The sequence below is a fragment of the Halomonas sp. SpR8 genome, assembly GCF_031010195.1.
Taxonomy (GTDB): domain Bacteria; phylum Pseudomonadota; class Gammaproteobacteria; order Pseudomonadales; family Halomonadaceae; genus Vreelandella.
Map to the genome: position 1 here is coordinate 1 of NZ_JAUAMC010000002.1, position 25410 is coordinate 25410.

24 protein-coding genes and 1 pseudogene are annotated in these 25410 nt (G+C 53.1%); 17 read left to right on the top strand and 8 right to left on the bottom strand.

The annotated features are described in order from the left end of the window. The 3 genes from QT230_RS03505 to QT230_RS03515 form a co-directional block, all read right to left on the bottom strand. A partial coding sequence (locus QT230_RS03505) for a transposase (protein WP_308320122.1) occupies positions 1–376 on the bottom strand: 376 nt, incomplete at its 3' end. An 88-nt stretch (positions 377–464) separates the two neighbouring features. Then, a complete protein-coding gene (locus tag QT230_RS03510) occupies positions 465–1457 on the bottom strand; it encodes a glutathione S-transferase family protein (protein ID WP_308320124.1) in 993 nt (330 codons plus the stop codon). 81 nt (positions 1458–1538) lie between these two features. After that, complete coding sequence (locus QT230_RS03515) at positions 1539–2462, bottom strand: LysR family transcriptional regulator (protein WP_308320125.1); 924 nt, start codon at positions 2460–2462, stop codon at positions 1539–1541. 438 nt (positions 2463–2900) lie between these two features. On the opposite strand from QT230_RS03515, the gene QT230_RS03520 reads away from it, so the two are divergent. Further along, positions 2901–4607: a peptidoglycan DD-metalloendopeptidase family protein gene (locus QT230_RS03520; protein WP_308320126.1), complete on the top strand. Its 1707-nt coding sequence runs from the start codon at positions 2901–2903 to the stop codon at positions 4605–4607. Positions 4608–4700: 93 nt separating this feature from the next. Here the strand turns inward: QT230_RS03520 and QT230_RS03525 are convergent, their stop codons facing one another. After that, on the bottom strand, positions 4701–6335 hold the full coding sequence (locus QT230_RS03525; RefSeq protein ID WP_308320128.1) for a L,D-transpeptidase family protein: 1635 nt from the start codon (positions 6333–6335) through the stop codon (positions 4701–4703). Between the two features lie 130 nt (positions 6336–6465). Between QT230_RS03525 and QT230_RS03530 the strand changes: the two genes are divergently transcribed. The 7 genes from QT230_RS03530 (at position 6466) to QT230_RS03560 (ending at position 13949) form a co-directional block, all read left to right on the top strand. Beyond that, positions 6466–7188 carry a murein L,D-transpeptidase catalytic domain family protein gene (locus tag QT230_RS03530; protein ID WP_308320129.1) on the top strand — a complete coding sequence of 241 codons (723 nt, stop codon included), beginning with the start codon at positions 6466–6468 and terminating at the stop codon, positions 7186–7188. A 160-nt stretch (positions 7189–7348) separates the two neighbouring features. After that, the gene (locus tag QT230_RS03535; RefSeq protein ID WP_308320130.1) at positions 7349–8368 is read left to right on the top strand and encodes a patatin-like phospholipase family protein; all 1020 of its coding nucleotides are present in this window, start codon (positions 7349–7351) and stop codon (positions 8366–8368) included. Positions 8369–8738: 370 nt separating this feature from the next. Next, positions 8739–10091: an MFS transporter gene (locus tag QT230_RS03540; RefSeq protein ID WP_308320132.1), complete on the top strand. Its 1353-nt coding sequence runs from the start codon at positions 8739–8741 to the stop codon at positions 10089–10091. Between the two features lie 84 nt (positions 10092–10175). Beyond that, the gene (locus QT230_RS03545; RefSeq protein ID WP_308320133.1) at positions 10176–11459 is read left to right on the top strand and encodes a nitrate- and nitrite sensing domain-containing protein; all 1284 of its coding nucleotides are present in this window, start codon (positions 10176–10178) and stop codon (positions 11457–11459) included. A 107-nt stretch (positions 11460–11566) separates the two neighbouring features. Beyond that, entirely contained in the window at positions 11567–12253 is a 687-nt protein-coding gene (locus QT230_RS03550; RefSeq protein ID WP_308320134.1) for an SDR family oxidoreductase, read from the top strand. 173 nt (positions 12254–12426) lie between these two features. Continuing rightward, on the top strand, positions 12427–13419 hold the full coding sequence (locus tag QT230_RS03555; RefSeq protein WP_308320136.1) for an LLM class flavin-dependent oxidoreductase: 993 nt from the start codon (positions 12427–12429) through the stop codon (positions 13417–13419). A 35-nt stretch (positions 13420–13454) separates the two neighbouring features. Then, positions 13455–13949 carry a GNAT family N-acetyltransferase gene (locus QT230_RS03560; protein WP_308320138.1) on the top strand — a complete coding sequence of 165 codons (495 nt, stop codon included), beginning with the start codon at positions 13455–13457 and terminating at the stop codon, positions 13947–13949. Here QT230_RS03560 and QT230_RS03565 read toward each other — a convergent pair. Together QT230_RS03565 and QT230_RS03570 are read right to left on the bottom strand one after the other, a co-directional pair. Continuing rightward, positions 13946–14518: a DUF1415 domain-containing protein gene (locus tag QT230_RS03565; protein ID WP_308320140.1), complete on the bottom strand. Its 573-nt coding sequence runs from the start codon at positions 14516–14518 to the stop codon at positions 13946–13948. The genes QT230_RS03560 and QT230_RS03565 overlap by 4 nt on opposite strands. Before the next feature lie 145 nt (positions 14519–14663). Beyond that, the gene (locus QT230_RS03570; protein ID WP_308320141.1) at positions 14664–15350 is read right to left on the bottom strand and encodes an FCD domain-containing protein; all 687 of its coding nucleotides are present in this window, start codon (positions 15348–15350) and stop codon (positions 14664–14666) included. A gap of 179 nt (positions 15351–15529) precedes the next feature. On the opposite strand from QT230_RS03570, the gene QT230_RS03575 reads away from it, so the two are divergent. The 9 genes and pseudogenes from QT230_RS03575 to QT230_RS03615 all read left to right on the top strand — a co-directional run bounded on the left by QT230_RS03575 (position 15530) and on the right by QT230_RS03615 (position 24071). Then, the gene (locus QT230_RS03575; RefSeq protein WP_308320143.1) at positions 15530–16159 is read left to right on the top strand and encodes a chromate transporter; all 630 of its coding nucleotides are present in this window, start codon (positions 15530–15532) and stop codon (positions 16157–16159) included. Further along, positions 16156–16686 (top strand): chromate transporter, encoded by a 531-nt coding sequence (locus tag QT230_RS03580; RefSeq protein WP_308320145.1) that lies wholly within the window; start codon positions 16156–16158, stop codon positions 16684–16686. Before QT230_RS03575 ends, QT230_RS03580 begins: the two co-directional genes overlap by 4 nt. Before the next feature lie 137 nt (positions 16687–16823). Next, a complete protein-coding gene (locus tag QT230_RS03585) occupies positions 16824–17081 on the top strand; it encodes a hypothetical protein (protein WP_308320147.1) in 258 nt (85 codons plus the stop codon). Between the two features lie 18 nt (positions 17082–17099). Further along, positions 17100–17819 (top strand): annotated as a pseudogene (locus QT230_RS03590) (Bug family tripartite tricarboxylate transporter substrate binding protein); the annotation flags it as partial. A gap of 57 nt (positions 17820–17876) precedes the next feature. Continuing rightward, the gene (locus QT230_RS03595; RefSeq protein WP_308320148.1) at positions 17877–18347 is read left to right on the top strand and encodes a tripartite tricarboxylate transporter TctB family protein; all 471 of its coding nucleotides are present in this window, start codon (positions 17877–17879) and stop codon (positions 18345–18347) included. A 15-nt stretch (positions 18348–18362) separates the two neighbouring features. Continuing rightward, entirely contained in the window at positions 18363–19877 is a 1515-nt protein-coding gene (locus QT230_RS03600; protein WP_308320149.1) for a tripartite tricarboxylate transporter permease, read from the top strand. A gap of 45 nt (positions 19878–19922) precedes the next feature. Beyond that, positions 19923–21530 (top strand): gamma-glutamyltransferase family protein, encoded by a 1608-nt coding sequence (locus QT230_RS03605; protein ID WP_308320150.1) that lies wholly within the window; start codon positions 19923–19925, stop codon positions 21528–21530. Between the two features lie 141 nt (positions 21531–21671). Further along, positions 21672–23531, top strand: coding sequence for an ABC transporter ATP-binding protein (locus tag QT230_RS03610; protein WP_308320151.1), 1860 nt, complete (start codon positions 21672–21674; stop codon positions 23529–23531). A gap of 291 nt (positions 23532–23822) precedes the next feature. Further along, the gene (locus QT230_RS03615; protein ID WP_308320154.1) at positions 23823–24071 is read left to right on the top strand and encodes a hypothetical protein; all 249 of its coding nucleotides are present in this window, start codon (positions 23823–23825) and stop codon (positions 24069–24071) included. Between the two features lie 168 nt (positions 24072–24239). On the opposite strand, the gene arfA is transcribed toward QT230_RS03615, so the two are convergent. Both arfA and dkgB read right to left on the bottom strand, forming a co-directional pair. Further along, on the bottom strand, positions 24240–24389 hold the full coding sequence (gene arfA / locus QT230_RS03620; RefSeq protein ID WP_008957724.1) for an alternative ribosome rescue factor ArfA: 150 nt from the start codon (positions 24387–24389) through the stop codon (positions 24240–24242). Positions 24390–24498: 109 nt separating this feature from the next. Beyond that, on the bottom strand, positions 24499–25317 hold the full coding sequence (gene dkgB, locus QT230_RS03625; RefSeq protein ID WP_308320162.1) for a 2,5-didehydrogluconate reductase DkgB: 819 nt from the start codon (positions 25315–25317) through the stop codon (positions 24499–24501). Positions 25318–25410 lie beyond the last annotated feature (93 nt).

Sequence of the window (25410 nt, forward strand, 5' to 3'; positions counted from 1 at the left end):
TTGAAATAGGTTTCTTATTCATCGGGCGTCGTCCTTTGCGCTTCGCCGCTAATGCACTTGGCCCTCCACTATGATACTGCTGCTCCCATCTGCCAATAGCACTACGCTCACGAATATCAAACAGGGCCGCTGTCTGGCGTTGTGACAAACCATCTCTCCACATTCTCTCAAGCACTTCCAGTTTGAAAGCCACACTGCGGTGTGTGTATTTCTTTCTCAGCCCTTTCATACCATGCTGTCTATAGGTCTCTACCCATTGCCTTACGGTAGACGTGTCTACGCCGTGCTGATAGGCCACGTCCTTTAAGCTCGTGTGATCGCGTAAATACTGTTGCACCAGCAGCAGCTTAAAATCCTCGTTGTATTGCTTACTCATAAAAACACCCCGAAGGTTGGATTGAGCGTCCAACTTTCGGGGTGCAGTTCAAAATGGGCGGCCCTTTTTGATGTTGATTGATGAATAATTAGCGGCGGCGCACACCTTTACCGGGCAGACGCTCACGATCATGCGGCTGATTAAAATCAAGCAGCGGGCCAGTGGGCACAATGCGCGTTGGATTAATCGTATCGTGGCTGTAATAGTAGTGGCGTTTTATGTGATTCATATTGACCGTCTCCGCCACTCCAGGCCATTGATAGATTTCCCTAACGTAATTGGCAAGGTTGGGATAATCCTCAATACGCTTAAAATTGCATTTGAAATGGCCGTAGTAAACCGCATCGAAGCGTATCAGGGTAGTAAACAGGCGAATATCCGCCTCGGTCAACCACTCCCCTGCCAAGTAACGCTGCTCACCTAAACGGGCTTCCATGCGATCGAGCGCTTCAAATAGCGCCTGCACATGCGTTTCATATACAGCTTGCTCAGTAGCAAAACCCGATTTATAGACCCCGTTATTAATATGATCATAAACATCAGCATTGACGTCATCGATGACGCTGCGCAGACCTTCAGGGTAAAAATCCAAATCATTGCCGGTCAGCTCATCAAACGCATGGTTAAACATACGCAGCAAATCCGCGGACTCATTATTAACGATGGCACTGCGCTGTTTATCCCATAGCACAGGCACGGTGACACGACCGGTATAGTGCGGGTCGGTCATGGTATATAGCTGGTGGTGAAAATCGACGCCGTTAACGGGATCGCCACTGGCGCCTTCGCCCTGGTGGTAGGTCCATCCCTGATCAAGCATCAAGGGGCTGACATGGGACGTGCCGATCAATGGCTCCAGCCCTTTCAGCTTACGCATAATCAGGGTGCGGTGCGCCCAGGGACACGCGAGCGATACGTACAAATGGTAGCGGTCTTTTTCCGCAGGGTAGCATTCTCCGTCCGTTTCCGGCTGTTCACCCACCCAGTCGCGCAATTGAGCCGATTCACGCACGAACTCGCCGCCGTGTTTTTTGGTGTCGTACCACTGGTCTTGCCATGCGCCATTAACGAGTAATCCCATGGGCGTCTCCTGAAAAGTGTCTAGGGGTTATGCATCTTATTTTCAGCATACGCCCGCTTCAGGGAGGCTCAAGCGGATGTTTTACGACCGTTCATTCGAGTTAGTCGAATCATGCATGGCACATTCGCTTATCACCGCCTGTTTAAGTGCCGCCGCCATGGCGTGAGCCGCTGGCCCTGCACGATCTCGGTCGCGGAAAATCATTTGTATCGGCACTTCACGGATGCCCCCTGCTGGCAGTGGCAGCGGTTTCAATTGCCCGCTTTTTAACTCATCAGCAATACGCGTCTCTGGCATCCACGCAAACCCCAAACCACGTCGAAGCATATCGAGTGACGTATGGAGGTGAGTGACGGTCCAGCGCTGTTCTGCCTTCAACCAGCCAGCATTGGTTGATTGCCGTAACGCTGAGTCACGCACCACCAACTGCCGATACTGAGCTAGATCGCGCAGGTCTAACGTGCGACCTAATTGATGAAGGGCGTGCTGAGGATGCGCCACCGCCACAAAACGTATCGTTACCAGTGGCTCACCTAAAAAGCCTTGCGCCTCAATGCCTGAGATCACGAGGTCTGCACGACCATCGTAGAGCATTTCAATACCACCGTTGAGAACACTCTCGTGTAATTGAACACGCACCTGTGGGTACGTTTCAGAGAAGCGCTCTAGCGCTTTAGCTTGCGCGGCAACCGGAAAAACTTGATCAATCGCCACCACGACTTCTGCCTCTAGGCCCGCTGCTAGCCGAGTAGCCACATCCTCGAGCGAGGCCGCACTCTCTATCAACTGACGCGCGCGACGAAGCAGCAGCTTACCGGCCTCAGTTAAACGAACTTGTCGGCCAACCGGCTCCAGCACCTGAACCCCTAGTTGCTCTTCTAATTTATGGACGGCGTGATTCAGCGTGGAGGGACTTTTGTGTACGGCTTCTGCCGCACGTGCAAACCCGCCATAGTCAACCACGGCGGCCAACATTTGCCATTGTGCAAGTGTTACCCGGGACATTTCGATTTCCTCAACGCAAAATCGCGAAACAATGCGCTTAATGTTCGAAAAAACATGACTAGAATGCCAGGAAACGTTTGATCATGCCGCTCATGGTTGAAAAATGGCTGTTAATAACCCTAAAAGATAAGCTATAAATGTGAATCAGCATTGGGTGAAGACTCAAATATTAGACATTGATTGTATTAGCACTTCCAAAATATCAATTTTCGTCTATGGTTAACCTAAGCTATATTGCTAGCCAAATTTATCAGTTACATTTGTTAGCAAACGGTGTTTATAAATAGTAATCTTTAATTAATATTGCCATATTTCTATTTAATTTCATTTTATGTATAGACATACAGTCTATGAACCCTCGCTTTCATGGGGTATGGTTTCCGTGTTTATGTACTCTTATAGTTAATTTTAATCACGAATCCGGCGGTCCATTTACCCATGTTGCGAATCCTCCATTCGCTGCCTCGCACGCACAAATTGTTACTGTTACCAGTGGCCACAATGGTCACAGTGCTGGGCACACAGAAGTTACTGACGACATATCAAGATTTAAATCAACCCAATACTCCGCTTGAAAGTGTGCTGGTACCGCTTCCAAGTGACTCCACCCCGGGTGTTCCTTCCCTGCGCCAAGAACGCACCCCGGTTGCTGATGCGATTGACCGCGCCTCGCGCGCCCTCGACGCCACTCGCGAAAATATTCCCCTCAGTGAATTAACCGCTACTGAAATTGTTGATCTCGACGTCATCGCCACCGCAGAGGCCAGTATGGCCGCCCAAGCAGGCCTGGGACATGATGTAACGGTACTCAGCGCAACATCACTTGATGCACCCGCGTTAGTACCCATCGCGCTTGATAGTGGCGCTCTGCATATGGCAATTGTGGTCGGCACGCTCACCAGCGGCATGCTGGATGTAGACGACACCTCATCGGTTGAGATTGCCGATGCCACCTCTTACGAAGATTATGGCATCGATCTTTTTGATGATATTTCGTTTCTGAATTTAGAACTGGCGGCAGAAAAGCCGTTTGTACCTGAATGGGAAACGCATATTGTCGAATCTGGTGAAACATTTGCCGTGATTGCCCAAAATGAATTAGGCCTTGGCTACAGCGAAGTAATGGCGCTGCTTGAAGACTTACCCGATCAACGCATGCTCACCAACTGGCGCGCCGGGAACAGCTTTGACTATCAGTTAGATGAAGATGGTCGTCTGCTGTCGCTACGCATGATGAAAAACACCCGCGATGGCATATTGCTTGAGCAAGATGCAGACCATTTCGCCATCACCACGATTGAACGCCAGGGTGAACCTGTTCAACGCCTCTATGCAGGTAGCGTCAGCGGTAGTTTTGCGCGCTCGGCCCAGGCGACAGGCTTGAACAGCGGCTCGGTAACAGAACTGACAAAGTTGCTCGAAAAGAAACTCGATTTTCGGCGTGACAGCCGCCGCGGTGACCGCTTTCAGGTGCTGGTTGAGTCCGACATGATTGATGGGGAAACGCTGGATTCCCGCGTTTTAGCGGTTAATTACGACGGCGAACGCATGGATTTAACCGTTGTCCGCAATGCCAGCGACGATAATTTCTATACGCCTGAGGGCGGCAGCCTGGATCCCGCCTTTGCCCGCCACCCGTTTGAAGGCAATTACCGCATAAGCTCCAGCTTCAACCCGCGTCGTAAGCATCCGGTCACTGGCCGCATTAGTCCGCATAACGGCACCGATTTTGCCATGCCGATTGGTACGCCCATCACGGCACCTGCTGCTGGCCGAGTCGAAAAGGTTGCCAACCATTACGCCGCCGGACGCTACATTGTCATTCGTCACGACAACGGCTACCGTACTCGCTATCTGCACACCTCAAAACCTCTGGTCAGCGAAGGTGAGCGGGTCGAAATGGGCGAGCGCATTGCGCTATCGGGCAACACCGGCCGCAGCACTGGACCTCACCTGCACTATGAAGTCATCGTTAACAATTCGCCGGTGAATGCGATGACCGTTCCCCTGCCCGAAAATACCAGCTTGAGCGGCGACACGCTTATTGCCTTCCAAAACCAGGCTGCTCCAATGTTAGCTGCACTGGAAAGCGGCGAAACCGGGCCGGTTAGCGTGGCTAACTATCAGCAGGAAAGCGACGACTAGCGCTTCGCTACGCAATAACGAACGCTTATAAGTAACGCACCGCCCTCGGGCGGTGCGTTACGTTGGGGTGCACTATTTTAACTTTTCAGATGCTTAAACCGGGCGCCGCAATGCTGCCAGTAGCGTTGCATCGCGACGGTAGATGTCAGGCCTAAACTCTACCTCACCCTCGGCATTTGGCCACGCGGTTAAATAGTGCAGCGCAATGGGAATACGCTGGGTCAAACTCACGTTGCGATCGCTCCCGCCACTCAACAGCGTACTCATTTGGTAACGACTGCCGGTGTCTTGCAACAGCATCTGGGCTAGCTCAGCCACACCTTCAACCCGAATACAGCCCGAACTGAGCGCGCGCTGTTCACGCTGGAATAACCCCCGCGCGGGGGTATCGTGCAAATAGATCATGTCATCGTTGGGAAATCGCACCACGACACGGCCTAGCGGGTTACCTGCGCCAGACACTTGACGCAACATAACGCCGCCAGGGCGCTGCCAATCAATCTCCTCAGCAACCAACTGCTCACCCGACAGACTAATCACCTGGATGTTTTTACGCGCCAAATAATCGATATCGGCACGTACCTGGGGTAACACATCCTCACGCATAATGGTCGGCGGGATCGTCCAGGAAGGGTTAATCGTCAAATGGCTGATCGTAGAGTGGATAATCGGTGTTTCGCGGCGCGGTGTACCTACCACCACTCTTGCATCCCAATGCTGGCCATTTGGCCGTACGTAATGCATCCGGTATCCGGCAATATCGACCCACACCCGTGGCTCGGCAGACTGCATCGGACGAATCCAGCGCGCGCGCTCTAGATTGACCCGCAGTTGGTCGATTCGTGTTGTCACCGGGGTGTTTAACGCCAAGCGAGTCTGCTCGCCCACGACACCATCTTCCTGAAGCAGATGACGGCGCTGAAAGCGTCTAACCGCGGCTTCAAGTGGCGCATCAAAGGCACGTCGGTTAGACGCGGACTGCACCCCAATGAGCGGATACGCGCTGCTGTCAGCCATCATTAATTCAGCTTCCCCCCACAGCGCCAGGCGTTGGCGAAGCACGACAACATCGTCAGCTTCGTCGCCAGGCCGCAGCGACTCTTCACGCGCCGCCAAGTATGGCGCGCTGCCTAGATTCGCCAACTGATAATGCTGTTTTAAGGCGTCTCGTAACTGTTGATACTCGCCCGATGAAGGCCGAACCAGCGCGATAGCTTTGTCCAGCTCACCATCCTCGACGGCATGCATCACGCGAAGCAGTGAGTAACCTCTTTCCGGGCGCGGTGAATCCCAGTGAGGTTCGACATCACGGGGATTAACCTTGCCACGCTCTAAATGATCTAACGCTAGCAACAGTGACTCGGTGGCCTTGACATCAAATAACGCCTGCGCCGTGTTACCGCCAGACTTACTGCGCTGAAACTCATTAAGCAGCGTATCAGCGTGGTAATCCTCTGGCACTAAGCCATCGTTTTCCAGGCTATTTAACGCGCCCACCAACGACTCGACGGCTGGTGCTGTTTGCCAGGCAGGCTTTCCTTCGCGTAATTGATAGAATTCAGCAAGGGGTAGCCGACTGGCTTCAACAGCGGTTAATTGTTGTGTTAACGCTTGCTGCAACGGCGCTGAGTCCGCATACGCAAGGCTGGTCCCTAAAGGGCTGTGGGTGAGCGTTAGACATAAAGCGACCCCTATCGCCCATTGTCTTAGTGGCTGTATATCGTTCATCGCCCTCTCCTTGAGTTACTATGTTCCCCAACTTCAGTTTTACATCCGCCGTCTAACACTTTTTATATTAGCGTTTATCTTAGTCGGCTACTCTTCATCATGACTTATATTGCCTGCAGGATCGATTTATATGGCTCTTCGTTTAAATGTTGCCGCGCTACTGTGCTCCCTACCGTTAACGTTACTTACATTGCCGCTACACGCCGCTAGTTTTTTTTCCCACGTGGCTTCAACACCACCGCCCGGCGTAATGCCTCTAAATCATCAGCTTCTGCAGCTCGCCCCTCAAGCAACGCCTGCAGCGCTGCGTCTAGCCGCTCAAGCGCTTAACTGTGCAGACCCTAATGCCGAGCGCCTAGCGGTTATCGATTATTCACTACCCTCCACCGAGCCACGCCTTTGGGTGTTTGACTTGCGCCAGCATAAGTTACTTTTCGAAGAGCTGGTGTCGCACGGTCAAGGCTCCGGCGATGCCCAGGCAGAGTTGTTCTCGAATACCCCCGACAGCCATCAATCCAGTATTGGCTTATTTCGTACCATGAATAGCTACTATGGCCGTAACGGCTATTCCCTGCGCCTGCAGGGACTTGAACCTAACATTAACGACCTGGCGTTTGAGCGCGCCATTGTTATTCACGGCGCCGATTATGTAAGCGATGCTTTCATTGCCCAAACAGGCCGGCTAGGGCGCAGCCACGGCTGCCCGGCAGTACGCGAAGACGTAACTTACCCACTGATCGACAGCCTCAAAGAGGACCAATATGTGTTTGCTTATTACCCTGACGCCGAGTGGCTTGCCACCTCAGCGTTTCTAGGCTGCACAGCCGCCGCCACCCATCTTGCTCGCCGCTAATGTCTCCCATGTTTTCATGTAAAGAGCGTTCACAACCTCTAATCATCACTCATCGTTAGCGAGCACGTCTTAACGCAGTATATTCGTCTTCCTAACTGGCCTATGCGATGCTGGCCTCATGGCAACTAGACTCTTTAACAGTCGCAATGGGAAAAAGCATATGGCAAAGGTCAAAAAGCTAGACCTCGCGTTGCAAGGTGGTGGTGCACACGGAGCCTACACCTGGGGCGTCATTGACCGTCTTTTGGCAGATGACCGCATTGAGCTGGAAGGCATTAGCGGCACCAGTGCCGGGGCGATGAACGGTGTAGTGATGGCCGACGCTTTGACCCGGGGTGATAAAGAGACCGCGCGGCAAGCGCTCCACGATTTTTGGCAGGCAGTTAGCCGAGCAGGTATGGCAAGCCCAATACGTCGTTCGCCAATGGATGTATTAACCGGCAACTGGAGCCTAGATCACTCCCCCGGCTTTATAGCGATGGATCTGTTAAGCCGCGTGGTCTCGCCCTATCAACTCAACCCACTCAACATCAATCCACTGCGCGACATTGTGGCCAGTCATATAGATTTCGAACGTGTCCGCAAGTGTGAACAGCTTAAACTGTTTATCGCCGCGACTAACGTGCGTACGGGCAAGCAACGGGTATTTCGCCGAGAAGAAATGAGCGTTGACGCCGTGATGGCCTCAGCCTGCCTACCCTTTATGTTTCAAGCGGTAGAGATCGATGGCGAAGCATACTGGGACGGCGGCTATATGGGCAATCCAGCGCTATTTCCATTGATGGAAGAGTGCGGCGCACGGGATATCCTACTGATACAAATTAACCCCATCAGCCGTAATGAAGTGCCTACTTCGGCATCGGCGATTATGAACCGGCTCAACGAAATCACTTTTAATTCAGCGCTGATTAAAGAGATCCGCATGATTGCGCTACTCAAGCATGCGCTTGATGAACAGGGTATTGAAAACTGCTACCAGCAGGCGCTATTTCATCGCATCAGCGGCGACCTGGCACTTGAGGGACTGTCAGTTTCCAGCAAATCAAACTCTGAGTGGCCTTTTTTATGCCATCTGTTCGAGCAGGGCCAAGCAGCTGCCGAACGCTGGCTTAGCGAGCACTTCGATGCCATTGGCAACCACTCCTCACTTGATATAGATGCTGTCTACCTTAATGAATAACGGGCCATACGAATAATGAGCCACCAGTAACTACGGTACACAACTCTTCAACTGCACCGAATAAGCACCAAGATGCCGCACGGCAGATGCTGCATGCCCAATCATGCAGCATATTTGCGCAGCCAAACCTATCTAAAAATCACAAAAAAATAAATTAAGGTGATGTTTTTAATAAATAAATAACCGACTGGCAAACTATCTGCATAACTCCTATCAGTGGTGGTAGGCGTGGACCAGGCCCAACTGGGTACGAGTGCGTCGAACCTGACCTTCAATGGAGAAGGCATGTTCTCGTTAATTGCTTGCGCGGCGCGCTGAAATATTGGCGCTGCGTAGTAAAAACTCGTTTTATGCCCCGTGAGGCCATCCCATGGACATACGTAATAAAGCCAACCGCATTCGACTGTTCAATTTCTCCACTCCGCAAATGCGTGCTTTCCATTTCTCGTGGTTCGCATTTCATATCTGTTTCTTCGGCTGGTTCGGTATCGCCCCGCTTATGGCGATCGTTCGCGAAGACCTGTCTCTCACCCAAACGCAAATCGGCAATACCATCATCGCGTCCGTGGCGATTACTGTCATCGTGCGCCTTGCGATTGGCGTGTTGTGTGACCGTATCGGTCCGCGCAAAACCTATACCGGCCTGCTGTTATTGGGCGCAATTCCCGTAATGGGGATTGGCTTAGCCGATAGCTTTGAGACTTTCCTGCTTGCGCGCTTAGCAATTGGTGCCATCGGCGCCTCCTTCGTGATTACCCAGTACCACACCTCCATGATGTTCGCCCCCAATGTCGTCGGCACAGCCAACGCCACCAGCGCCGGCTGGGGTAACTTAGGCGGTGGTACCACGCAAATTCTGATGCCGCTAATCTTTTCAGGCATGTTAATGCTGGGCGTTAACGAAGCCTTTGGTTGGCGCTTGGCGATGATGGTACCTGGTGTCGTGATGCTGTTTACCGGGATTGGCTATTGGTTTTTTACCCAAGATGCCCCCAACGGTAATTTCAGCGCGCTGCGCGCGCGTGGTGAGTTGCCTGAAGCGACGGGTGAAAATGGTGCAAAACAGAGCTTTTTAGCCGCCGCCAAGGATATACGTGTATGGGCGCTGTTCGTTGTCTATGGTCTCTGCTTTGGCGTGGAACTAACCATAAACAATATTGCTGCGATCTACTTTTTTGATAAATTTGATCTTACTTTAGCCACCGCCGGTCTAATTGCTGGCTTATTCGGGCTAATGAACATTTTTGCCCGCACCCTGGGTGGGGTGTTCTCGGATCTTTTCGCCAAACAAGGTGGTTTGAAGGGACGCGTACGCTGGCTATTTATCGCCTTGATTTGCGAAGGGATTGCCTTGGTAGCGTTTTCGCAGATGCATGTGTTAAGCCTCGCCATTGGCATCATGTTGGTGTTCAGCCTATTTGTGCAAATGGCAGAAGGTGCCACTTTTGGGGTCGTCCCATTCATCAATAAAAAAGCGCTGGGAGCGGTCGCAGGTATTGTTGGCGCTGGCGGTAACGTGGGTGCGGTAGGGGCAGCGTTTCTGTTCCGCAGCGAAAGTCTTACATATCAACAAGGCCTGTTCTATTTGGGTCTCACGGTCCTAGTGCTGGCATCCTGCGTTTTACTGGTTCGCTTTAGCGATGCCACCGAAGCCGAAGAGGCCAAAGCCTACCGCGATGCGATAGGTGATGACGTAGGCGCAGGCGCTCTCTCATTGCGTTAAGCGTTTCCCAACACGCTCCCATACACTGATTAACGGTATGGGAGCTTTACTTTTTTAGGCGGCGAGTTACCCAAGGAAATCCCTATGTCTTCAGCGCAGCAACTGCTGTTAACCGCTATTCGTTGCGATATCGACAACCTTACCCATCTTGCCACCACTGCCGACATCGTCGGCGATATCAGTCGCTTTATTCATATGTTGCAGCGTGAACGGGGGGCATCGACGATTTACCTCGCCTCTCAAGGGCGACGCTTTAAAACTCGCCGAGACACCTACCGGCAGCATAGTCAGCAAGCCGAAACCTTAATGCGACAGCGATTGGAGGCGCTCAGTCAGGAGGCACGCCCCCAGGCAGCCGCTCGCTTATTGCGCCGCATCGCCGCCGTTTGGTATGCCTTAGATGAGCTTGACGCCCTCCGCCAAGCCATTGATACGTTCACCATCTCTCCAGATGCGGCCACTCAAGCCTTTAACCAGTTGACCAGTGGGCTGCTGGCGATTGTATTTGAAGCGGCGGATACTTCCATCGACCCGGATATCACTCGAACCCTGGTGGCTATTTTCCACTTGATGCAGGGTAAAGAGCTGGCTGGCCAGGAGCGTGCCTGTGGCGCGTTTGGCTTCACCCATGGACACTTCGATGAAGCCCATCGCGCTTTACTAAATCAGCTAGTGACGGATCAACAGCGCTGTTTTGATACCTTCGTTGAATTTGCTACCCCAGAAGCGCAGCAGACATGGCAAAAGGAGCTTTCACCACGCACCTTGGCGGGTATTTACCAGCTTCGTGACACCGCCTGCCAACACCCAGCAGCAGGGCAATCAACGCCGACTAATCCGCCCGATACGCTGGGTGAAACCTGGTATGAACTGACCACGCTGCGTATTGATGCGATCAAAACGGTTGAAGATGCCCTGATCACTCAACTAAGCGTACTTTGTCACCGCAAAATTGCGCAAGCGGAGGATGCCTTAGAGCAAGCCAAGGCAGAACCCTGCCGGCATGCACCCGCTCCTTGCGAACAGCTGCTGGCATTAAATGATCCCCAGCCGTTGGGCGACCTGACCGCCAGCGCGCTAAATTCGCCGCTAGGACGTTCGCTGATTGAGCTCACACAGGCCCAGGCCAGCCGCTTACAAGGGCTTAGCGATGAGCTGGAAAACACCCGCAAAGCGCTGCGCGAACGCAAACTCATTGAGCGCGCCAAAGGGCTTATCATGGCACACCAGGATATGAGCGAAGAGGAGGCCTATCGCTTTCTACGCAAGACCTCAATGGATCAAAGTAAAAGCATGGCGGATATGGCCCAGGCCATTCTGGATCTTTCAGCCATGCTCAAACGCAAAGAAGAGGGGCGCTCTCGTTAGCGAAAGTGGTGTGGGTGGATCAGGCTGATTAGCTGAAGGTTTGCAGGATCTCATCACCTTAGCCATTCTAAAGGCTTAACTGTTCACATCAGCAAGGAGCGCAACCCATGCATAAAGGCGTGCTATTGATTACCGGCGCATCAAGCGGCATTGGCGCTGCTACCGCCCGTGCGGCGTCTCGTGAAGGCTACAAGCTCGTATTGGCGGCGCGATCTAGCGACAAACTCACCGCGCTGGCTCAGGAGCTAGGCCCAGAAAACGTATTGACCTGTGAGTTAGACGTTACCGATTTCGACCAGCAACAGGCCATGGTTGAACAGACGCTTGAAACCTTTGGCCGCCTGGATGCTATTTTTGCCAATGCTGGCCGCGGTGGTTCCCCCGGCGGGTTTAGCAGCGCCGACCATGAAGCCTGGCGAGAGATGATCCTGACGAATATCTATGGCGTTGGCCTGACTATTCAAGCCTGTTTGCCTGCTCTTAAACGCAGTAAAGGCCATGTATTATTGACTGGCTCAGCGGCTGGCCGCACCACCATTCCCGGCTCTATGTACAGTGCGTCTAAATGGGCGGTAACTGGAATAGGTTATAACCTGCGTGAAGAGCTGCGCGGCACGGGTATGCGCGTGACACTGATTGAACCCGGCATGGTCGACACGCCATTTTTTGATGAGCCGCCAGAGCATGCCCTCGAAGATCGCGATATCGCCAATGCGGTCACGTATGCGCTTTCACAACCTGCTCATGTGGATGTTAATGAAATCCTTATTCGCCCCACCCCGCCGCTTGCATAAAGATTTCTCAGCAGCATTCCTGATCGGACCAGATTAAATAGAGCTCAATGACCGAGCGTGACAATGTTCGCCCCCTTGCAATTCATCTGCCCTGACCGCATAACGTGTAATTAACAAGCGCGCTAAGTAATTTTCTCGCTCTACGCGCCCACGACTCAATTTGCAGGTGAACCATGAGCCAACTCGCTTCCACGGCGCTTTCCGTCCTTGATCTGGCACCGATACGCCAAGGTGGCAGCGCCGCTGAGACTTTCCGCGATAGCGTTGCCCTCGCACAGCTAACCGAGCAGCTTGGCTATACCCGTTACTGGTTAGCCGAGCATCACAATATTGCCGGTATTGCCAGCGCTGCTACAGCCGTTCTGATTGGCCACGTTGCCGGGCAAACCTCCACTATCCGTGTGGGTAGCGGCGGCATCATGCTGCCTAACCATCCGCCACTGGTGATTGCTGAGCAGTTCGGCACCCTGGAAACGCTCTACCCTGATCGTATTGATTTGGGGTTGGGTCGTGCTCCAGGCTCCGATGGTGCCACGATGCAAGCGATGCGCCGCAACGCCCATGCTGGTGTAGATGACTTTCCTCAATTGCTAAATGAGTTACGCAGCTTTTTAGCGGAGGCAGACCCTCAGCAACGAGTCAAGGCGGTGCCCGGCCAGGGCACTCACGTGCCCATTTGGCTACTGGGCTCCAGCGGTTACAGCGCTCAGTTGGCGGCCAAGCTGGGCTTACCCTTTGCGTTCGCCGCTCAGTTTGCGCCGGGTTATTTATTTGAAGCGCTGCGCTTATACCGCGACAACTTCCGCCCTTCCGAATATCTGGATAAACCCCATGCGATGGTCGGCCTGCCCGTAATGGCGGCAGAAAGCGACGCGATGGCCCACTATCTGGCAACGACGGCCCAACAGAAGTTTCTTAATCTTATTCGTGGCAAGCCGACCCAGTCCCAGCCGCCCGTCGAGCAATTGGACTGGTCACCTGTTGAGCAGGCTCAAGTCAGTCAGTTTTTAGGCGCGGCCATTATTGGCGGACCTGAGACGGTTAAAGCCGAGCTTGAGGAGTTTCAAGCGCGTACCGGTGCTGATGAGCTAATGATTAACAGCGATTTTTACAATCATGCAGACCGCATGCGCAGTTATGAAATTGTTGCCGCGGTCGCTCGGTAAGCATTTATTTAAGCAAAGGTTAATATTGGTGTCTTATGGCAACACTGGATTTCTCCCCAATATCGGAAAACGATTTCGCTGCTTTCTGGCCAACCTTTCAGGCCGTGGTCGTGGCGCAAGAAACTTATGCCATTGACCCCAACATAAGCTTCGATGCCGCCTTTCAGCTATGGTGTGAGGCGCCCAAAGCCAGTTGGGTTGCTAAGGATGAAAACGGCCAAATACTGGGGGCTTACTACTTAAAACCCAATGCCGCTGGCCCTGGTGACCATATCGCTAATTGTGGCTATATAGTCTCTCCCGCCGCACGTGGCAAAGGCGTAGCACGCGCTATGTGCGAGCACTCCCAGCAGCAGGCCCGTGAACTCGGGTTTCAGGCCATGCAGTACAACGCCGTGGTAGCCACCAATGAAGTCGCCGTGGCGTTATGGCAAAAGCTAGGGTTTCATATTGTCGGCACCGTTCCTAATGCCTACCGCCATGCGCGCTTTGGCCTTGTCGATAGCCATGTCATGTATAAGGCGCTTTAGCGATTACTGCCAGCTGACACATCAGGCTCATAACAGCGCTGGAGCTGCGCTTCAGCGACTGCACTGCCCATGGCGTTTAGCTTGGCAATGTTGCGTTCAGGAATAGCGTCGGTATCGCCGTAAAATTCGATGGCTTTTTCGACACTCTCTTCGCGCAAGAGGTGAACCATGGCATAGGGTGAACGATTGGTATAATTAGACGCCTCGTCGGGCTCGGTGTCTTCAAAGCAGTAGTCCGGGTGAAAGGTCGCTAACTGATAGATACCTTCATATCCTTGGTCGATCAAAATGCTTTCAGCCAGCTCAACGAAATCCAGGTAGTGTTCAAAGCTTTTAAACAGCGTAGGGAACACCAGCAGCGTGGTCTCAGTTTCCGGGTGCTCATCTAGCCACTGCACCTCGACCATCAACTCCTCGAGCGCCACCTCGGTTTTCTTCGAGCGTACGACCTCCACACGAATAGATTCACGCTCCAGTTCCCGCTGCGCAAACGGGCAGATATCCTGCGCAACAATAAAGGTGCGCACCCACTTCAGCGTTTGCGCGACTATTTGGTTATCCGTGTGCATGACACTCTCTCGCTCATAGGTCGGCAGCGGCCAACGCTTTGTGCGGGGCAGTTTACCCACTTTTCATCGCTAACCAATAACTAACGACACATTAGCCGACACATTAGCGATGCCACGTTAGCCACTGTTCGACTCCTATCCTCCACTAAACGTGCTCTTGATAGCGCTTTAAGGCGACATCGTAGGATTTATGGATATGATCATCTAATAAAGCCCGCGCGGCTTTGGCATCTCGCAGCAGGGCTAACTCGACCAACTGATGATGCTGGTCATCTAGCTCTTGACGAATTGTCGGCATTTTGGGACCTAGCCGACGATAACGATCGAACTGATCGTGCAATTGCTCGATAAATCGCAGTAGCCAAACCGACCCACAGGGCGCCACCAGCGTGCGGTGAAATTGAGTGTGCAAATGTTCCCACTCTTCGCCTTTATCTAAACTAATGTCGGCATGTTTCAGGCGATGCGCCGCTGCTAACAAGTCGGCTTCCCAGTGTGAATCTCCGTGGGCAATGGCGCGCTCAAGGGCCATACCTTCCATCTCCAGGCGCATCTGTGCAATATCATCAAGCTCGTCCCGTGAGAGCTTGGGCACTCGAAAACCGCGCTGATTTTCCTGAATAAGCAGCCCATAGGCCGCCAATTTATTAAGCGCTTCCCGCAGCGGGCTTAAACCGACCTGGTAGCGCTCTTTGAGTGCATTGATCGCGAGCTTCTCACCGGCAACAAAACGGCCGCCGACTAAATCTTTGCGCAAATTATCAAATACGCGGCTTGATGCGGTACCGACTGGCCCTGCTGGCAATGCTGCCTTAGGTAAAGAGTTATTCATGACGATGTCCTTTATGCATCACAGCTCCCGCTGTCCATTCTATTTTTCACTGTTGACGTCTTACCGTGCAATACCTATATTCTATTTTAGACAAGATAATCGATTTTTTAACTTACAAACGATAAATAAGGTTCGGGTATGCTTCTGATCGCCTCGCGGGCTTCATGGAAAGCGCATCCATGAAAGCACCAGATTTGAAAACCAAGGGTTCGCAAATACAGGACTCGAAAAAACAGGCCGTATCCTGGCAACTATTCTGGGCGTTTTTCCGCATCGGTATTTTTGGATTCGGTGGCGGCCCAGCCATGATCCCGCTAGTACGTGCCGAAGTCGTCACCCGTCACCACTGGTTAAATGATGAAGAGTTCGCCGACATACTCGCTATCGGCAACACGTTGCCTGGCCCTATAGCTACCAAAATGCCCGGCTATATCGGCTACCGTGTCGGCGGCGTTAGCGGCTGTATCGCCTCAGTAGTAGCCATTATCTTTCCAATGATAGTGGCGATGATTGTCATGTTAGGCATTTTTAGCCGTTACCGCGATGTGGCTTGGATCCGTGGCATGGGTCAAGCGGTGGTTCCCGTCGTAATGGTAATGATGGCGCAGCTCACTTGGGACTTCTTTGATAAGTCACAGGCCGCGCTTGGTTGGCTGGTGAGTATTGCCATGGCCATTGTCGCTGCAGGGCTTATTTATTGGCTTGGTATTCATCCCGGCTGGGTCATAGGCACCATTCTACTCGCCGCCCTACTACGCCCCTCAGGAACTAAACCGCCGGGCGCTAAAAAAGCGGAGGGGGCGGCGTGATTTATTGGGAACTCTTCTTAGCATTTTTTATACCCAACATTATCGGTTATGGCGGTGGACCGGCGATCATTCCGTTGATTGAGGCTGAAGTCGTCGGTCGGTATGGCTGGATGACCGCGCAGACGTTTGCTGAAACCTTAGCACTGGGCAACGCCCTACCCAGCCCAATCGCAACCAAAATGGCCGGCTATGTAGGCTATGAAGTCGCTGGGTTTGGCGGCGCCTTTATCGCCGTAGCAGCCACCGTCATCCCGACGCTGCTTTTGATGTTGGGCGCACTGGGGCTTTTATACCGCCATCGCGACTCTCCCCGGGTTAAACGCATGAGCCAATGGGTTCGCCCAGTCATTGCCATGATGATGGCGTGGTTAACCTTGGGCTTTCTACTCGAAAGCCTCAACTCCAGCGGTGCTATTCACACACTGATTATCGGTATCGTCGCCGCCATTGCGCTGATTCGCTTCAAAACGCATCCCGCGTTTGTGGTCATGGGCGCTTTGATTTATGGAGGGCTTTTTCTCGGCTGACACTCACTGGTCTGGCACTCACTGATAAACAGTATTGTGACAACAAGAACCCGATAACGGGACCACGCGCTCACCACGCCGCTGCTATACAGGCGGCACTCCACAACACCACCCCTAATCTATAAAGGTGTATAAGAATGACGCGTTCAACATTTACTCTAAGTACACGTACTCTAAGTACCACCCTCGCTGCCATCGGGCTTGCGTCGAGTATGGCAATGTCGACTGCCGCTCAAGCTGACTATCCTGAGCAGGATATTCGCTTAATCATCCCTTACGGCCCAGGTGGGGCGACGGATATTCTGTTCCGGCTGATTTCTCAAGAGGCTGAAAAAAACCTTGGTGAATCTATCGTTCCTGTCAACATGGCCGGCGCGGGTGCCACCCTTGGCTGACGTAACGTCAAAGATGCCGATCCCGATGGCTATACGCTGCTTGGCAGCCACGACACCATTGCGCTTTCCAAGCTAGCAGGTACCGTCGACTACTCGTTTGATGCCTTCGAGCCTATCGCGCTACTCACCCAAACCATCAACATCCCTACGGCTCATGCCAATCATCCTGTGCAGAGCGCTGACGCAATCGCTGACTATGTGAGCGAAAACCCCGGTCAAGTGCGCTTTAGCATGATCCCCAGCTCCACCGACCACTTCTTCTGGGCACAATTCTTCCAGGAAGCGGGCATTGATATGGCCGATGTGCGCCTAGTGGGTTACCCCGATACCGGTGAGCAGGTATCCGCTTTAATGGCTGAAGAGATCGACTTCGCAATGTTCAACCTGCCTTCAGGCGGCGCGTTCTTTGAGGACGGCACCTTCCGCGCACTCGGTATCGCTCATCCGGAACGTCTCGATAGCATGCCGGACGTTGCCACCCTGCGTGAACAAGGAATCGAGATGGATCACTCCACCAGCCGTGGCATTTTCGCGCCCAAAGGCACACCGCAGGAAGTGATCGACGCCATCGCTGACGCCTACGAGCAGGCCCTGGAAAACGAAGAAGTACAGAGCCGAATCGAAAATGAATTTGGCTCCGTCGTGCGCTTCCTGGCAGGCGATGATTATCAAGCGTTCTTGGACGAAAACGAAGCAGCATTGAGCGCTGCTGCCGAAAATATCGATTTCCAGAACTAAGAACGCATCTTCTAGCCCACGTAGACGCGTGGGCTAGGGTTGCCGGAGACATCGCTAATGCTAACGCTAACAAAAGACCGCGCCTTGGCGCTGGCGCTGCTCTTGATTGTGGCTGTCATGTGGGTGGAGTCGGGGGATATTCGGCCGCCAACTAGCTGGCAGCCTTATGGGTCGGCGCTATTCCCACGCATATTATTGGTTGTGATTGGGGTTCTATCACTCATGATTCTGGTGCGCTCCCTATTGGTAAAAGTGCCTGAGCGTGTGGGCGCACAACAGCTCATCAAAGAGTGGTTTCAGAGTCGACATACCATTGTCGCGCTGTTCCTGCTATTTGGGCTTTATGCCGCGCTACTTCCTTTAGTGGGTTATATCACGGCCACGATAGGTTTCTTAGTCGCTTCTCTCGCACTGCTGATGGGCACTAATACACGACGCAAGTGGATTATAAATCTCACCCTCAGTTTCACCCTGACGCTGGTGATTTTTGTGGTTTTCCGCTACGGCCTTAATGTCTGGCTGCCTTAACCGTTGGAGTAAATAATGACTAACTTTTTTCTCCAGGCGCTTGCTGAGGTCGGTACGCCATCGGTTTTAGGCCTGATCGTTATCGGTGTGCTGTTTGGGATTATTGGCGGCAGTATCCCTGGTTTCACCGTCACCATGGCCATCCTGGTGGTCTTTCCCTTCACCTTTGCGATGGACCCGGTAAGCGGCGTTTCCTTGATGGTGGGTGTGTTTGTGGGGGGGTACTCTGGCGGTATTGTATCGGGGGTAATGCTCGGAATACCCGGAACGCCCTCCTCCATCACGACCGTTTACGACGGTTATCCGATGGCCCAGAAAGGCGAGCCGGGCCGTGCCCTGGGTATTGGCGTGGCCGCCTCATTTCTAGGCACCCTTATCAGCGTGGCAGTATTGGTTTTTTTCGGGCCGCTGATTGCAAGCTTCAGCATGAACTTTCGCCCCTGGGAGATCACCGCGTTGATTGTGTTTGCCCTAACGCTTGTGGCAGGCCTCTCCAGCGGTGCGCTACTTAAAGGCCTGATGGCCGCTGCTTTAGGGCTTTTAATCACTACCGTGGGCTATGACCGCAACAGCAACCTGCGCTTCGATTTTGGCCTGCCCGCACTAGGCTCAGGGTTTGAAATACTCCCGGTGATGATTGGCATATTTGCTTTCTCACAACTGCTTGGCAATATCGAAAAGCTTAAAGATGAGAAAACCGATGCCAAAAAAATCGACACCAATGTAACGATTCCTTACGGCCAAATACTCAAAGATATGAGGGGGCAAAAGCTCAATACGCTGCGTTCTTCCCTGATTGGCAGCTTGGTGGGCGCGCTGCCTGGTACAGGCGGCACCGTCGCAAACTTCTTAAGTTACGATCAGGCGAAAAAATTCTCCCGGCGACCGGAAGAGTTTGGTACCGGTACACCAAGCGGCATCGTTGCTTCTGAGGCCTCGAACAGTGCGGTAGCAGGCGGTGCGTTTGTACCCACACTGGCACTGGGGATCCCCGGCGATTTGCCTATGGCGATCATGATGGGGGTACTGATTCTGCACGGCATTACGCCAGGGCCAATGATGTTTGAACAGAACCCGGTATTGGTCGGCGCCATTTATGCCAGCCTACTCATTGGCGCGGTGGTCATGGTGCTTTGCAACCTGCTGCTGGTGCGTTGGTTCGCCAAAATATCGCTTATTCCTCAACAAATTCTCGTCCCTATCGTACTGATGCTGTGCGCGATTGGCGCCTATGCCTTGAATAACAACCTGTTCGACATTTGGGTGCTATTCATCTTCGGGGTCATTGGCTATCTGCTTTGGAAAGCTGAAGTACCACTCACACCGCTAATACTCGGCGTGGTGCTTGGTGACAATTTAGAGCGCCAGCTATTCCGTGCCCTCGAGCTTAATGAAAGCTGGTTAACCTTTTTAACCCGACCTCTCTCGGCGCTGTTTTTGTCACTCGCTGTCGCTTCGATTCTTTTTTCGCTCTATCAAGACCGAAAGATTCAGCGCTTGAGAAATGCTGCACAGCGAGAAAATGTTTGATGTTCAATTTGTTGAGTTAACAACACCACCTAAAAGGAATCTGGTATGCAACAAGACGCACTCTATTACCCCAGCGCCTCGCGCCGAATGGCAGCGTTTGGCAAACGAGGCATGGTGGCCACTTCACAGCCGCTAGCCGCCCAGGTGGGCATTAGCATATTGCAGCAAGGCGGTAATGCGATTGACGCCGCCATTGCTACGGCAGCCGCATTAACCGTGGTTGAACCGACCTCTAATGGAATCGGCAGCGACGCCTTTGCCATTGTGTGGGTTGACGGCAAATTGCATGGCTTAAATGCCAGTGGCCCCGCTCCCCAAGCGGCTACTATTGAAGCACTGAAAGCACTCGGTCATGACGCAGTGCCAAACCACGGCATGCTACCGGTAACAATACCCGGTGCACCCGCTGCATGGGCAGCGCTGTCCAAGCGCTTCGGCAAGCTGCCATTTGCAGAACTGCTAGCACCTGCCATTGCGTTAGCCGATGAAGGTCTCCCTGTCTCTCCCGTTATTCATCAAATGTGGAAGGAAGCCTTCACCACCTACTCCGCCTACAGCCAAGCGTCGTTTAAGCCCTGGTTTGATACCTTCGCCCCTGAAGGGCGTGCGCCGGAAGCTGGAGAACTGTGGCGCTCAGAAGGCCATGCAAAAACCCTAAAAGCGATTGCCGACACCCACGCCAAAGCATTTTACGAAGGCGAACTGGCCGAGGCGATTGACGCCTTTTCCCGTGAACATGGTGGTCTGCTGCGCAAAGAGGACCTAGCAGCTTACCAGCCAGAGTGGGTTGACCCGATCAGCGTGCGCTACAAAGGCCACGATATTTGGGAAATCCCGCCCAACGGTAGCGGCATCGTGGTGCTGCAAGCGCTGGGTATGCTTGAGCACATGGGCGAAGAGGGCTGCGACCAGGTCGAAACGCTGCACCGCCGCATTGAAGCCACCAAACTGGCCTACGTCGATGGCTTCGCGCATGTGACCGATCTTGACGCGATGCACCCCACCATTGATCAAATGCTTGACGATGAGTATTTGAAATCACGCGCCGCGCTGATCGGCGAACAGGCCGTTGATCCCGTCCACGGCAATCCGATTAAAGGCGGTACGGTCTACCTGGCAACGGCGGATAGCGAAGGCAATATGGTGTCACTGATTCAAAGCAACTTTAAAGGCTTTGGTTCGGGCATGGTGGTGCCTGGTACTGGCATTAGCCTGCAAAATCGCGGTTGGTCGTTCTCACTCGATCCGCAGCATCCTAATGCGCTGGCGCCTGGCAAACGCACCTACCACACCATCATCCCAGGCTTTATCACCAAAGATAACCAAGCCGTTGGGCCTTTTGGGGTGATGGGTGGCTACATGCAACCCCAAGGTCATGTGCAGGTAGTCACAGCCATGCTAGAGGATCACCTCAACCCGCAAGCGGCGCTTGATATGCCGCGCTGGAAGTGGACCAAAGGCAAAACTATCGAAGTCGAAGCCGACTTCCCCAACCACTTAGCGCTGGCGCTGGCCCGCCGCGGCCATGACATCGTTAAAGTCGCCGATTCGATTAGCTTTGGCCGCGGCCAAATCATTCTGCGCGACCCTGAAACGGGCGTACTGCAAGGCGGCACCGAGCCGCGCACCGACGGGGCAGTTCTTCCCTGGTAAAATGTTGCCCTGGTAAGTATTGATACTGACCCTATTTCTCCGCCGCGTTGCCGTTGAAGGCAACCGGCGGTTGGGCTGGCTATCCACGCTAACCCCCCGCATCATGACAGCTCTTTTTACTAGGTAATCGCCCGTCATTTTATGCCCTCTTCTGAAACCACTTCCTCTTCGCCATTGAGCGGATTTGTTGGCGTTTTCCGCTATAGCCGCCGCGCGCTTGGCTTGGTGTGGGAAACCTCGCGCTGGATGATGCTTGGCCTGGCGCTGTGCACCTTGGTCGCTGGCGTACTCCCCGCAGTGGCAGCGTGGGTGGGCCAACTGATTGTCGACGGCGTGGTGAGCGCCATGGAGACGCATCAAGCAGCCACTGATCCTAGTCTGCTGGTGTCCATTACGCCGGTGCTTAAGCTGGTAGCTTTTGAGGCATTGATCATCGCCCTCATAGCACTCGCCCAGCGCGGCCTGTCAGCCCAGCAATCACTGCTGCGAGCGCTACTCGGGCAGAAGGTCAACGTGATGATACTGGAAAAAGCGGGCACGCTGTCGCTCAGCCAATTTGAGGATTCAGAACTTTACGACCAGCTTACGCGTGCACGCCGCGAAGCCTCAACACGCCCGCTTGCGCTGGTGAATAAAACCTTTGGGCTGCTGCAGAATGCAATCTCGCTGGGCAGCTTCGGGGTGCTACTGGTGCAGTTCTCGCCTTGGGCGCTGCTGATCTTAGTCGTCGGCGCCCTGCCGGTATTTATCTCGGAAGCCAAATTCTCAGGCGAAGCTTTTCGGCTGTTCCGTTGGCGCTCCCCGCAAACCCGCATGCAGATCTACTTAGAGACGGTGCTGGCACGGGAAGACAGCATTAAAGAGGTCAAGCTATTTGGCCTTGAGGGCCTCTTTCTCAAGCGCTACCGCGATATCTTTACCCAGCTGTTTGCGGAGGATCGCCGCTTAACGCTTCGCCGGGAAAGCTGGGGGTTTCTGCTTGGCTTGCTGGGCACCTTAACGTTTTACTTAGCCTACGGCTGGGTGGTCATTGAGACCATTGCCGGGGCGCTGACCCTTGGCCAAATGACCATGTATTTAATGGTCTTTAAACAGGGCCAAGCCGCTCTTTCCGCCAGCCTTACCGCCGTTAGCGGCATGTACGAAGACAACCTCTATCTCTCCAATCTTTACGAGTATTTAGAGCAGCCGGTTGAGGCTCAGAATGGCACGCTAACGCAGGGCGCAGTGCCTGGGGATGGGCTGCGCTTTGAGCACGTTAGTTTTTCTTATCCTGGCGGTGACCCTGTTCTCCAAGAGCCGGTTCTGCACGACATTTCGCTGCACCTTTCCCCCGGCCAAAGCTTGGCCTTGGTAGGCGAAAACGGTTCAGGTAAGACCACGCTGATCAAGCTATTAACACGACTCTACCACCCAACCGAGGGACGGATTCTGTTAGATGGCAGCGACCTGCGCGATTGGAGCACCCAAGCGCTGCGCGAGCGAACCGGCGTGATCTTTCAAGATTTTGTGCGCTATCAACTGCAGGTGGGTGAAAATCTGGGGGTGGGTGATATTCACGCCTTTGACGATCAACAGCGCTGGCAACAGGCCGCGCGTTACGGCATGGCGGATGACTTTATTGCAACAATGGCGAGCGGCTATAAAACCCAGCTTGGCCGCTGGTTTAAAAATGGCCAGGAACTGTCTGGCGGACAATGGCAGAAGATTGCCCTCTCCCGCGCCTATATGCGCGAAAACGCAGATATTTTAGTGCTCGATGAACCGACTGCCGCCATGGACGCCGCTGCAGAAGCCGCTGTGTTTGCCCGCTTTCGCGACCACAGCCGCGATAAAATGGCGATTTTGATCTCTCATCGTTTCTCTACAGTGCGCAGCGCCGACCTTATTCTTGTGATCGACCAGGGGCATATCATTGAACGCGGCACCCACGAAGAACTACTTGAGACTAACGGGCGCTATGCAAAACTGTTTCACTTGCAGGCGAAAGGTTATCGCTAATTAACAGTTGACGCTCATATAAGCATCGGTTAAAAGATAAGAGCTGCCTTTAAAAGGTAGCTCTTGTTTATTTCTCAGAGACCTTCTCATGCGCTGGCAAATCCCCGCGACACGAATGAATAAGCTGCATCGCATTATTAATAATGCGGTATCAGCTTATTGTTGTCGCGTGCCAGTAATATAGAGAGAAAACTGGCCGCGGCAGGTGTCGCGGCCATGTTGTTTTATCATTACCTTTGATACTCCCTGATCGCGATATTGCCCGGCCTCCTAACCCAGGAGACCGATCCCATGGCAATTGCAACCATTACTCGCAAGCTACTCAACGCATTAAAACACTCGCGCACGCAGCACCGCCTTTACCAAGATCCGCGCTTTCACGATCCCCATCTGTTGAAAGATATCGGCTTACGCTGGGAGCAGGGTCAACTGGTATCTATTCACGGTGTAGAAGAGCCAAGCCAACGCAACCAGCGTCATCAGGCTGAAACCCGCGATGCCTACGAAAAATGTCCACATTGTGGGAGTAGTCTGGCGTAGCCAACGCCCCGGTCACAGGAAGTGACCGGGGCGTTTTCAGTTGCGCGCCAAACGTAGCGCACAATGAAAAAAAGCCGATCCATTGGATCGGCCAAACTGATGGGAATCTGCGCAGCATGGGGGATACTGCGCAGAGATGCCTGGGGAAGGCATCGCCAAAACGCTGGATTAAGCGGCTTGGCGATGCCCTCCCAAAGAGTTGCGTCCTTTACGGGAGTAGCTACCTTTGCCTTTTTTCGGCGTTTGCTGCTGCATTTTAAACATCGGCGTTCGCAGCTGCGCTTTTAACGCATTGTCTTTAATCTTGCGCTGTTTCATTCACTTTCTCCATTGATTAGGTGCCTGTAAAAAAGCAGGCACCGCTATGACAGACGCTAACGTTTAGCGTTCACTTATTAATGTTCAATATTCGGGTTAAGCACACTGTTTACTCATCCCAGGCCGGTGCAAAGTCGGGATTGGCAATACGCTCTTGGCGATCCAGCATGGCAATATCGGCCATTTCACTGTCGCTTAACACCAAATCAAAAGCAGCAATGTTGCTTTGAATGTTGCGCGCCTTGGTGGAAGACGGAATGGTGGTCATATCACGCTGCTTCACCCAGGCAAGAGTAATTTGCGCAGGTGTGACGTTATGCGCCTCGGCAATCTGCTTGAGAGTCGAATCTTCCATTACCTTGCCCACTGCCAGCGGCATAAAGGCGGTGACTTGAATACCTTGCTTCTCGCAGTGCTCGACGAGTCTGCGGTTCTGAAGGAAAGGGTGAACCTCGATCTGGTTGGTCAGGATTTCACCTTTGCCTAGAATGCTGATCGCCTCGTCCACCTGATCGCAGGTAAAGTTGGAAATACCAATATGGTGCGCCTTACCTTCAGCTTTGACTTCCTTAAGGGCGGTCAAATAATCTGCCATTGGCACTTTATTCTCTGGCGATGGCCAGTGGATCAACAGCAGGTCAACGTAACCGGTGCCCAGCTTCTCAAGACTTTCGTCTACGCTGGCCTTCAGCTTTGTAGGCTCCAGGTTGTCAAACCACACCTTGGTGGTGAGAAAAATATCGCTGCGGTGCACGTCACTATCACGAATCGCTTCACCTACGCCTGCTTCATTGCCGTAAAACTGTGCCGTGTCGATATGACGGTACCCGGCCTCAAGCGCTGCGTGAATACTCTGCTTGAGTGTATCGCCTTCCAGGCGAAAAGTACCAAAACCGGGGTTAGGTATCACAGTTTGCATCATTAACATCCTTTTCTATTGATAGCGTGTTAACTAATATGGGGTGGTATCCGCCCCACTTCAACCCCGTTTTTGTGGTTTTACTGTTTGTTGTTTCTTGCT

Bases quoted from the DNA above. Each gene is read 5' to 3' on its own strand.
- QT230_RS03510 (WP_308320124.1), bottom strand. From the start codon at position 1,457: ATGGGATTACTCGTTAATGGCGCATGGCAAGACCAGTGGTACGACACC.
- QT230_RS03515 (WP_308320125.1), bottom strand. From the start codon at position 2,462: ATGTCCCGGGTAACACTTGCACAATGGCAAATGTTGGCCGCCGTGGTT.
- QT230_RS03520 (WP_308320126.1), top strand. From the start codon at position 2,901: ATGTTGCGAATCCTCCATTCGCTGCCTCGCACGCACAAATTGTTACTG.
- QT230_RS03525 (WP_308320128.1), bottom strand. From the start codon at position 6,335: ATGAACGATATACAGCCACTAAGACAATGGGCGATAGGGGTCGCTTTA.
- QT230_RS03530 (WP_308320129.1), top strand. From the start codon at position 6,466: ATGGCTCTTCGTTTAAATGTTGCCGCGCTACTGTGCTCCCTACCGTTA.
- QT230_RS03535 (WP_308320130.1), top strand. From the start codon at position 7,349: ATGGCAAAGGTCAAAAAGCTAGACCTCGCGTTGCAAGGTGGTGGTGCA.
- QT230_RS03540 (WP_308320132.1), top strand. From the start codon at position 8,739: ATGGACATACGTAATAAAGCCAACCGCATTCGACTGTTCAATTTCTCC.
- QT230_RS03545 (WP_308320133.1), top strand. From the start codon at position 10,176: ATGTCTTCAGCGCAGCAACTGCTGTTAACCGCTATTCGTTGCGATATC.
- QT230_RS03550 (WP_308320134.1), top strand. From the start codon at position 11,567: ATGCATAAAGGCGTGCTATTGATTACCGGCGCATCAAGCGGCATTGGC.
- QT230_RS03555 (WP_308320136.1), top strand. From the start codon at position 12,427: ATGAGCCAACTCGCTTCCACGGCGCTTTCCGTCCTTGATCTGGCACCG.
- QT230_RS03560 (WP_308320138.1), top strand. From the start codon at position 13,455: ATGGCAACACTGGATTTCTCCCCAATATCGGAAAACGATTTCGCTGCT.
- QT230_RS03565 (WP_308320140.1), bottom strand. From the start codon at position 14,518: ATGCACACGGATAACCAAATAGTCGCGCAAACGCTGAAGTGGGTGCGC.
- QT230_RS03570 (WP_308320141.1), bottom strand. From the start codon at position 15,350: ATGAATAACTCTTTACCTAAGGCAGCATTGCCAGCAGGGCCAGTCGGT.
- QT230_RS03575 (WP_308320143.1), top strand. From the start codon at position 15,530: ATGAAAGCACCAGATTTGAAAACCAAGGGTTCGCAAATACAGGACTCG.
- QT230_RS03585 (WP_308320147.1), top strand. From the start codon at position 16,824: ATGACGCGTTCAACATTTACTCTAAGTACACGTACTCTAAGTACCACC.
- QT230_RS03595 (WP_308320148.1), top strand. From the start codon at position 17,877: ATGCTAACGCTAACAAAAGACCGCGCCTTGGCGCTGGCGCTGCTCTTG.
- QT230_RS03600 (WP_308320149.1), top strand. From the start codon at position 18,363: ATGACTAACTTTTTTCTCCAGGCGCTTGCTGAGGTCGGTACGCCATCG.
- QT230_RS03605 (WP_308320150.1), top strand. From the start codon at position 19,923: ATGCAACAAGACGCACTCTATTACCCCAGCGCCTCGCGCCGAATGGCA.
- QT230_RS03610 (WP_308320151.1), top strand. From the start codon at position 21,672: ATGCCCTCTTCTGAAACCACTTCCTCTTCGCCATTGAGCGGATTTGTT.
- QT230_RS03615 (WP_308320154.1), top strand. From the start codon at position 23,823: ATGGCAATTGCAACCATTACTCGCAAGCTACTCAACGCATTAAAACAC.
- arfA (WP_008957724.1), bottom strand. From the start codon at position 24,389: ATGAAACAGCGCAAGATTAAAGACAATGCGTTAAAAGCGCAGCTGCGA.
- dkgB (WP_308320162.1), bottom strand. From the start codon at position 25,317: ATGTTAATGATGCAAACTGTGATACCTAACCCCGGTTTTGGTACTTTT.